The organism is Peterkaempfera griseoplana, from assembly GCF_001418575.1.
Lineage (GTDB): Bacteria > Actinomycetota > Actinomycetes > Streptomycetales > Streptomycetaceae > Peterkaempfera > Peterkaempfera griseoplana.
The window spans coordinates 1-7,654 of the sequence record NZ_LIQR01000167.1 but is presented as its reverse complement, the minus strand read 5'-3'; the positions used below and the strand labels follow the sequence as shown (position 1 = coordinate 7,654).

Here is a 7,654-nt window from a genome sequence, read left to right as displayed (position 1 = left end):
CGCGGCCAGCGCGTCGGCGAGGGCCGCTCCGTGCAGGAACGCAGGCCCGTGGCCGCCGACCGGCCGGACGGCAGGTCCGTCCCAGGCGACCGGGACCAGACAGGTGCGGCCGGGGGCGGTGGGAACGGCGCCGCGAAGCGAGGCGCTCGGCAGGACGGGCAGTGGGCGTCCGGTCAGGCCCGCGAGCAGCGGGGCGAGCAGGGTGTGGGCGGCGGTCAGGGCCGCGAACGGGTTGCCCGGCAGCCCCACGATCCAGTGGCCGTCGCGGAGCTGGAGGAGCAACTGGGGATGGCCCGGCCGGCAGGCGACCGCGTCCACCACCCAGCGGGCGCCGGTCGCGTCCGGCAGCGTGCGCAGTCGGTCGGTGGCACCGACCGAGGTGGATCCGGTCACCACCGTCACATCGGCGCCGCGTTCCGCGGTGCACACCGCCGTGGCCAGTGATTCCACGGGGTGGTCGGGCAGGTGCCGGACCTCGGTGGTCTCCCCGCCGAGGGCGTCCACCAGCGGGGGCAGCAGTGGGCCGAGTGCGTCGCGTACCCGGCCGGGGGCGGGTACGCCGCTGTGGACGAGTTCGTCGCCGGTGATCAGGATGCGCACGCGCGGGCGGGGCCTCACCTGCAGGGTGTCATGACCGCAGGCGGCGGCGAGGCCGAGCAGCGCCGGACCGATGCCGCTGCCGGGCGCAGCCAGCGGCCGACCCGCCGGGGCGTCCTCGCCTGCCCGGCGGATGTGCCGGCCCGGGGCCGGGGCAGGGCCGGAGATCGTCGAGGCGGTGTGTTCGGCCTGTTCCAGCGGCAGCACCCCGACCGCACCGCGCGGCGCGGACGCTCCGGTGGAGATCTCCACCGCTTCGCCGGCGGCAAGCGGCCCGCCCGTCCATGCTGCGCCCGCGCGCACGGCGCCGCGCAGCCGCCAGGGCCCGGGGCCGGGCCCGACCGCGTAGCCGTCCATGGCGGCGGTGTCGAAGCCGGGCAGCGGCTGCTGCGTCCGCAGCGCCTCGGCCAGCGTCAGTCCGGCCGCCCGCGCGAGCGGAACGCGGACGGGGGGCAGTGGCTCCGGGGCCGCATGGGCCAGTTCGCGTGCCCGTGCCCATGGCACATCGCGGTACGGGGTGGTCACCGGGGCTGCGACAAGGACGGTCATACCGGTCAGCCTGCCCCCGGCGCTTTACCTCTGACCGTCCGTGGGGTTGCGGGAGTGCTCCGGTCCGTTCACAGGTGTCCCGGCGGGGCGGTGAGGCAGTGAACGCACCGGCCCCACGGGCGGGCCGGCGACCGCCGGCCTGGGGGCTTCCGTCTCCAGGGCGACCGCCGCGCTCCCGCATGAACGCCGCTCCCGGCGCCGGGGCCGCCCTGGCGGCCCCCGGCCATTGCCTCAGCGCTCCGGCCACGCGGGGACCGGCGGCAGGAAAAGCCGGACCGTACGGGGAGCAGGACCGTACGACTCCGGCCGCGCGGGTACCCGGCGGGCCGGGCACGGCCGCGTCGAAGTTCCGGGTCTGCGTCGCAGGCAAGACCGAGCTGCTGCAGCGGATCCTCGGCCACGCCAGGTCGCTCGGCGTCCCCATCGCCGCGGTCACCGCCGACCTCGCCACCAAGCACGACGCCGAGCGGCTGACCGAGTCCGGAGCACCCGCCGCACGCACCGTACGGGCTCGGCGGCCCGGGCGGACGATCCGACGCGGCGTCAGGCCAGGGCGAGGAAGAGCTTCTCCAGCTCCTGTTCGCTCATGGGTGGCGCCTGGTCGTCGGCGGCGGCCATGCACTGGCGCATACCGCTGGCCACGATCTTGAATCCGGCCCGGTCCAGAGCCCGGGAGACCGCGGCGAGCTGGGTGACCACGTCCTTGCAGTCCCTGCCGGCCTCGATCATGGCGATGACGCCGGCCAGTTGGCCCTGGGCCCGTCGCAGGCGGTTGAGCACCGCGTTCGTTGCTTCCGTGTCCACCTGCATGGGGTCCTCCTTCAGAACCGGCTGCCCATCATACCCGGCCGGGTATGTTGTCAAGGGGGTGCGTCTCAGCGCCCGGACAGCGCAGACCCGTCGAGGCTCCCGCTCCCGCGGCGGCCGTCCGGCCGCCCCTGGGATTTCATACCCTGCGGGGTATCCAACGGTCCCGGGCGGACGGTCATTCCCGCACCCGGGCCGCGAACGGTCGGCGCCCGTACGGCGACCCCCTCCCCCGCGCCCCGCACTGGGCTCACCTCAGGGGTAACCATACCCCTGAGGGTATTCTTGCTGCAGTGATTCCCTCCCCGAGGCGGAGGGCAGACACCGCGGCGGCGTTCACACCGCCCGTCCCGACCCCCGGGGAAAATACGGGAGGGGGTATATAGTCGAAGGCAAGACATACCCCCCTAGGTATCACCGCTGAGGAGACGACGCGCATGTACTTCGTGGAGACGCTGGCCGTCGAAGGGCTCGGCAACCGCAGCTACCTGGCCGGCGGCGCGACCGGCGCGGTGGCCGTCGACCCGCCCCGCGACATCGAGCGCGTCCTGGCCGCGGCAGCCCGCCGGGGGGTGCGCATCACCCATGTCGCCGAGAGCCACATCCACAACGACTACGTCACCGGCGGCCTGGAGCTCGCACGGATCACCGGCGCCGCCTACCTCGTGCCCGCCGGTGCCCAGGTCTCCTTCGTCCGCGTCCCGGTTGCCGACGGGGACACCGCGGTCATCGACGAAGGGCTGGCCCTGCGAGCGGTGGCCACCCCCGGCCACACCCCCCACCACACCTCCTACGTCCTGGAGGACGGCGGCGCCCCCGTGGCCGCCTTCACCGGCGGATCGCTGCTGATCGGCTCCGTGGGCCGCCCCGACCTGGTCGAACCCCGCCTCACCGAGCAGCTCGCCCGGGCCCAGCACGCCTCCGCACGGCGACTGGCCCAGCTCCCCGACGAGGTACGGGTGCTGCCCACCCACGGCTTCGGCTCCTTCTGCTCCTCCTCGCAGGCCGAGGGCGAGTCCACCACCATCGGCGAGCAGAGGACCGCCAACGCCGCCCTGGTGAAGGACGTCGACACCTTTGTCGCCGACCTCCTCTCCGGCCTGGACGACGTCCCCGCCTACTACACCCACATGGCACCCGCCAACGCCGCCGGGCCGGCCCCGGTCGACCTCACCGCCCCGCGCCGGGCCGGCGCCGCCGAGATCTCCGCCCGGCTGGCCGCCGGGGAATGGGTGGTGGACCTGCGCAACCGGGTCGCCTTCGCCGAGGGACACGTCGCCGGAGCCTTCAACTTCGAGGCCGAGGGGCAGCTCGCCACCTACCTGGCCTGGCTGATCCCGTGGGGCAGGCCCGTCACCCTGCTCGCGGACACCCCCGCCCAGCTCGCCGCCGCCCAGCGCGAGCTGGTGCAGGTGGGCATCGACCACCCCGCCGCAGCCGCCACCGGCACACCCGAGCAGTGGGTCGAGGATCCCGCCCGACTGCGCTCCTTCCCCCGGGCCGGCTTCCCCGCCCTCGCCGAGGCGCGCGGAAACGGCGACCGCCCGGTGGTCCTGGACGTACGGCGCGACTCCGAGCGGGCCGCCGGCCACATCGAGGGCTCGGTGCACATCCCCCTGCACCAGCTGCCCCGGCGGCTGGCCGAGGTCCCCGCCGGGACGGTCTGGGTGCACTGCGCGGGCGGTATGCGCGCCGGCATCGCCGCCTCCCTGCTGGACGCCGCCGGCCGCGACGTCGTCGCCGTCGACGACTCCTTCGACAACGCCCGCGCCAACGGCCTGGTCACCGGCGCCTGACACCCGTGAACACCAGGAGGACGACCATGGGGCTCTTCGCCCGCACACCCCGCCCCGCCCAGATCACGCCCGCCGACGCCTGGGCACTCTCCCAGGCCGGTGAGGCGGCGCTGCTCGACGTCCGGGAGGCCGGCGAGTACGCCGCCGGACACGCCCCCGGCTCGCTGTGGCAGACCCTGGCCGCCGTCGCCGCCGGGGCCCCGCTCCCCGACGCGGTCCCCACCGGCCACCCGGTCCTCGTGGTCTGCCGTTCCGGCAACCGCTCCCAGAAGGCCGCCGAACTGCTCGCCGCCCGTGGTGTCCGGGCCCTGAACGTCTCCGGCGGCATGCGCGCCTGGCACGCCGCCGGGCTTCCCGTCCGCGACCGCGCCGGCCAGGACGGGCAGGTCATATGACCACGCTGGTCCTCGCCCTGGTCGCCGGGGCCGTCGTCGGCCTGGCCCTGGGCGGCCTGGGTGGGGGCGGCAGCATGCTCGCCGTACCCGCCCTGATCTACCTGCTGGGCTTCGCACCGGCCCAGGCCACCACCGCGGCCCTGCTCATCGTCGCCGTCACCTCCGTGACCGGACTTGTCACCCACGCATGGGCAGGACGGGTCCGCTGGCGCACCGGCGCCCTCTTCGCCGTCGCGGGCCTCCCCGCCGCGGCTGCCGCCGGCGCCCTGTCCTCGGCGATCCCCGGGGCGCTGCTCACCGCCGCGTTCGCCCTGCTCGCCGCCGTGGCCGCCTGGCGGATGCTGGCGGGCCGGCGCCGGACGGCCCAGCCACGGGCAGCCGGTCCCGGCAGGTCCGCCGCCACGGGAGCCGGGCTGGGGGCGGTGACCGGGCTCCTCGGGGTCGGCGGCGGTTTCCTCGCGGTCCCCGCGCTGGTCTCCGTCCTGGCCCTGCCCATGGCCGAGGCCGTCGGCACCAGCCTGCTGGTCATCACCGCCAACAGCGCCGCCGCCCTGGCCCCCCGCCTCGGCAGCGCCGGCAGCATCGACTGGGCAGTGGTGGGCCCCTTCACCGCCACCGCCGTCCTCGGCGCCTGGGATGGCAAGCGCCTGGCCGACAAACTCTCCGGCGCGGCCCTGCAGCGCCTCTTCGCGGTCGCACTGCTGGCCGTCGCAGCCCTTATGCTCCTCGACACCCTCACCTGAACATCCGACTCCCCCGCACCTCCTGCATCACCTGCACCACCTGGCCCCCCAGGAACAGCGCCCGAAAGGAACAGCCGCCATGGCCGCCACCACCACCTCCCTGACCACCGAGCAGCTCCACCCCCGGCTTGAGCAGCTCACGGTCATCGACGTCCGGTCCCCCGGCGAGTACGCCGGCGGGCACATCCCCGGCGCGCTGAACATCCCCCTCGACCAGCTCCAGCGCGCTCTGCCCGCCCTGCGCTCCGCCGCGGACCGGGGCGAACTGGCCCTGGTCTGCGCCTCGGGCGCCCGCTCGCAGAACGCCTGCGACCAGCTCGCCGCAGCCGGCATCCCCGCCGCCACCGTCGTCGGCGGCACCTCGGCCTGGGCCCAGGGCGGCAAGCCGCTGGACCGCCCCGCCGGCGGCCGCGCCACCTGGGCGATGGACCGGCAGGTCCGGATGGCCGCCGGTTCGCTGGTGATCGTGGGCATGCTCGTCGACCTCGCCGTTCCCGGCGCCCGCTGGTTCTCCGCAGCCATCGGCGGTGGCCTGGTCTTCTCCGCCCTCACCAACACCTGCGCCATGGGCAACCTCCTGGGCAGGCTCCCGTACAACCGCCCCAAGCACGCCTCAGCCGACCTGGACGCGACCCTCGCCGCCCTGCAGAAGTGACCCCCTCCGCACACCCCGGCCCGCCGTCGCGCAACACGGCGGGCCTGGGTGTGCCGCGCCCGCCGCTGCATGCGCCCGCCCCGGTGCCCGGGGGCGACGCCGGGGTGCCGCCGCTTCGCGGCGGAGGCACCCCGCCTTGGCGAGTCCGCTCAGGCGCGTGGCGCCACGCCGGTACGGCAGCAGAGGGCCCAGATGATGATCAGATCGATGGTGATCACGATGGCCGCCCACACCGGGTACCAGGGCAGCCACATGAAGTTGGCGAGCAGGCTCATCCCGGCGAGCACCACACCCACCGGCCGTGCCCACTGCGAACCGCTGATCAGGGCGATGCCGGTGGCCAGCACCACGACACCGAGCGCCAGATGGATCCAGCCCCATCCGACGAGGTTGAACCGGAAGGCGTAGTCCCGGGAGATGACCAGCAGGTCGTCCTGGGACAGTGCCGAGACCGCCTCGGTGATGGCGAGCAGCCCGCCGGAGATCATCAGGACGGCGGCAAGCTCGGTCCACCCGGACACCAGCAGACCGGACGTACCGCCCTCCCGGACCGCTGCACGGCCGTGCGTGGACATGGCGGCTCCCTCCGGCACAGAACCCGGGACCGGCGACCGGTCCCGGCGGCTGCGGTCATCGTCGCAGCCCCCGGCGAGGTCGGCATCTCCAGCGCAGTACGCAGGACCGCACCGCGAAGGCGGCCCGGCGGACGGCCCCTGCTGCAGCCGAGCACCGGCGTCCGGGCCTCGCGGGACCAGCTGCACCCGGCCGGAACGCCCGCCACGGCTCGGACGGACGCGGGCCTGCCGGTGCCCGGCCGGCACAACGGACGCAAACCGGCATGCCGGACGACGGCCACGGGACGACACCCCGTTCCACGGAGACCACGGGCAGGGCCGGCTGCCCCACGCACCGGGGTTCGCTGAGACGAAGGCCGCCGGGGACGCCGGGCGCCTGCCGAGCCGGGCGGGGGTCTGTGACGGTCCTGTGACCGCAGGCGTGGCCCCCGTCACAGCCCGGGGTGGTCCGCTCTGATCGACTTGGCGGATGCGTCGTCATGTCCCCGCCGTCCCCACCCTTGCCGTCGCCGGAGTGCTGCTGCTCGCGGCGTGCGGATCGCAGGGCGCAGCTCCGCCGACCTCCGGCCCGGCGCCGGCGCGGGCGTCCGGCTCCCCCCGCGCCGCCGACGCCTCCTCCTGCCACCGGCCCGTCCCCTCCAGTGGTGCGGCGCTTCCGGAGGAGTCGTCCGGTTCGCAGACCGACGGGGTCGGAACGGTCTTGGTGGCCGGCTGCCCGGTGTTCGAGGTCACCAACGCCACGGCGCAGACCCTCACCTACACGATCACCTTCCAGTTGCTCTCGGATTCCGGGGCGGCGATGGCGAGTGCGCAGCAGACACTGCCGTCCGTACGGCCCGGCCGTACGGTGCGGCAGGCGGTCGACCCGGGCCGGCTGCCCCCGGGCGTCGGCGGCGTGCTGCGTACCCGGATCATCAAGGTCAGGAGCGTCCCCACCACCGAGGTGCCGTCCAGGGGAGGCCCCTGTCCGGCTTCGGGGGTGCATGTGTACGCCGACGACGGCGACGCCGCGATGGGACTGCGCGTCGTCGGACTGCATCTGACGAACTGCGGGACCCGCACCTACCGTCTGGACGGCTATCCGCAGCTGCAGCTCCTGGACGAGGGCCACAGGCCGGTCGACGGTGTGAGCATCCTCCACGGCGGCGACGCCGTCGCCGCCGGCACCGGAGCCGACGGCACACCGCAGCCGCTGGCACTGCGGCCCGGGGAGAGCGCCCGCGCGGGGCTGGTCTGGCGCAACACCACCGGTCTGGGCAGCGACCCCGTGAACGCGCCCTATGTGCGGGTGGTGGCGAGGCCCGGAGCGGCCACGGTGACGGTCACGCCGGAGCTGGACCTGGGCACGACGGGGAGGCTCGGCGTCGGCGCCTGGGAGCGCGACGACCCGTCCCGCCGCTGACCCGGAGCGGCCGCTCGGTCCCGGTTCCGGACCGCCCCGCGGGCGGTGGCCGAGGCCCGCCCGTAGCGCTCCCCTCCCCCAAAAGCACCTCCACCGGCGCGGCCGCCCGGTCCCGGTTCCGGACCGCCCCGCGGG

8 protein-coding genes are annotated in these 7,654 nt (G+C 75.3%); 5 read left to right on the top strand and 3 right to left on the bottom strand.

Features of this window, described 5'->3' with window-relative positions:
- Positions 1–1,146, bottom strand: a 1,146-nt coding sequence (locus tag AOK09_RS13610; RefSeq protein WP_055587434.1) for a molybdopterin molybdotransferase MoeA, incomplete at its 3' end; no start/stop codon positions are given.
- A 543-nt stretch (positions 1,147–1,689) separates the two neighbouring features.
- Positions 1,690–1,956 (bottom strand): metal-sensitive transcriptional regulator, encoded by a 267-nt coding sequence (locus AOK09_RS13605; RefSeq protein WP_055587433.1) that lies wholly within the window; start codon positions 1,954–1,956, stop codon positions 1,690–1,692.
- A 434-nt stretch (positions 1,957–2,390) separates the two neighbouring features.
- Here AOK09_RS13605 and AOK09_RS13600 point away from each other — a divergent pair, with 434 nt between their 5' ends.
- From AOK09_RS13600 to AOK09_RS13585, 4 genes are all read left to right on the top strand, one after another.
- The gene (locus AOK09_RS13600; protein ID WP_055587432.1) at positions 2,391–3,749 is read left to right on the top strand and encodes an MBL fold metallo-hydrolase; all 1,359 of its coding nucleotides are present in this window, start codon (positions 2,391–2,393) and stop codon (positions 3,747–3,749) included.
- Positions 3,750–3,775: 26 nt separating this feature from the next.
- Positions 3,776–4,144 carry a rhodanese-like domain-containing protein gene (locus AOK09_RS13595; RefSeq protein ID WP_055587431.1) on the top strand — a complete coding sequence of 123 codons (369 nt, stop codon included), beginning with the start codon at positions 3,776–3,778 and terminating at the stop codon, positions 4,142–4,144.
- Entirely contained in the window at positions 4,141–4,887 is a 747-nt protein-coding gene (locus tag AOK09_RS13590; protein ID WP_055587430.1) for a sulfite exporter TauE/SafE family protein, read from the top strand. Before AOK09_RS13595 ends, AOK09_RS13590 begins: the two co-directional genes overlap by 4 nt.
- A gap of 79 nt (positions 4,888–4,966) precedes the next feature.
- Positions 4,967–5,542, top strand: a complete 576-nt coding sequence (locus AOK09_RS13585; protein ID WP_055587429.1) for a rhodanese-like domain-containing protein — start codon at positions 4,967–4,969, stop codon at positions 5,540–5,542.
- Between the two features lie 149 nt (positions 5,543–5,691).
- Here the strand turns inward: AOK09_RS13585 and AOK09_RS13580 are convergent, their stop codons facing one another.
- On the bottom strand, positions 5,692–6,117 hold the full coding sequence (locus AOK09_RS13580; protein WP_055587428.1) for a DUF7144 family membrane protein: 426 nt from the start codon (positions 6,115–6,117) through the stop codon (positions 5,692–5,694).
- 469 nt (positions 6,118–6,586) lie between these two features.
- Between AOK09_RS13580 and AOK09_RS13575 the strand changes: the two genes are divergently transcribed.
- Positions 6,587–7,519: a DUF4232 domain-containing protein gene (locus AOK09_RS13575; RefSeq protein ID WP_055587427.1), complete on the top strand. Its 933-nt coding sequence runs from the start codon at positions 6,587–6,589 to the stop codon at positions 7,517–7,519.
- Positions 7,520–7,654: the final 135 nt, after the last annotated feature.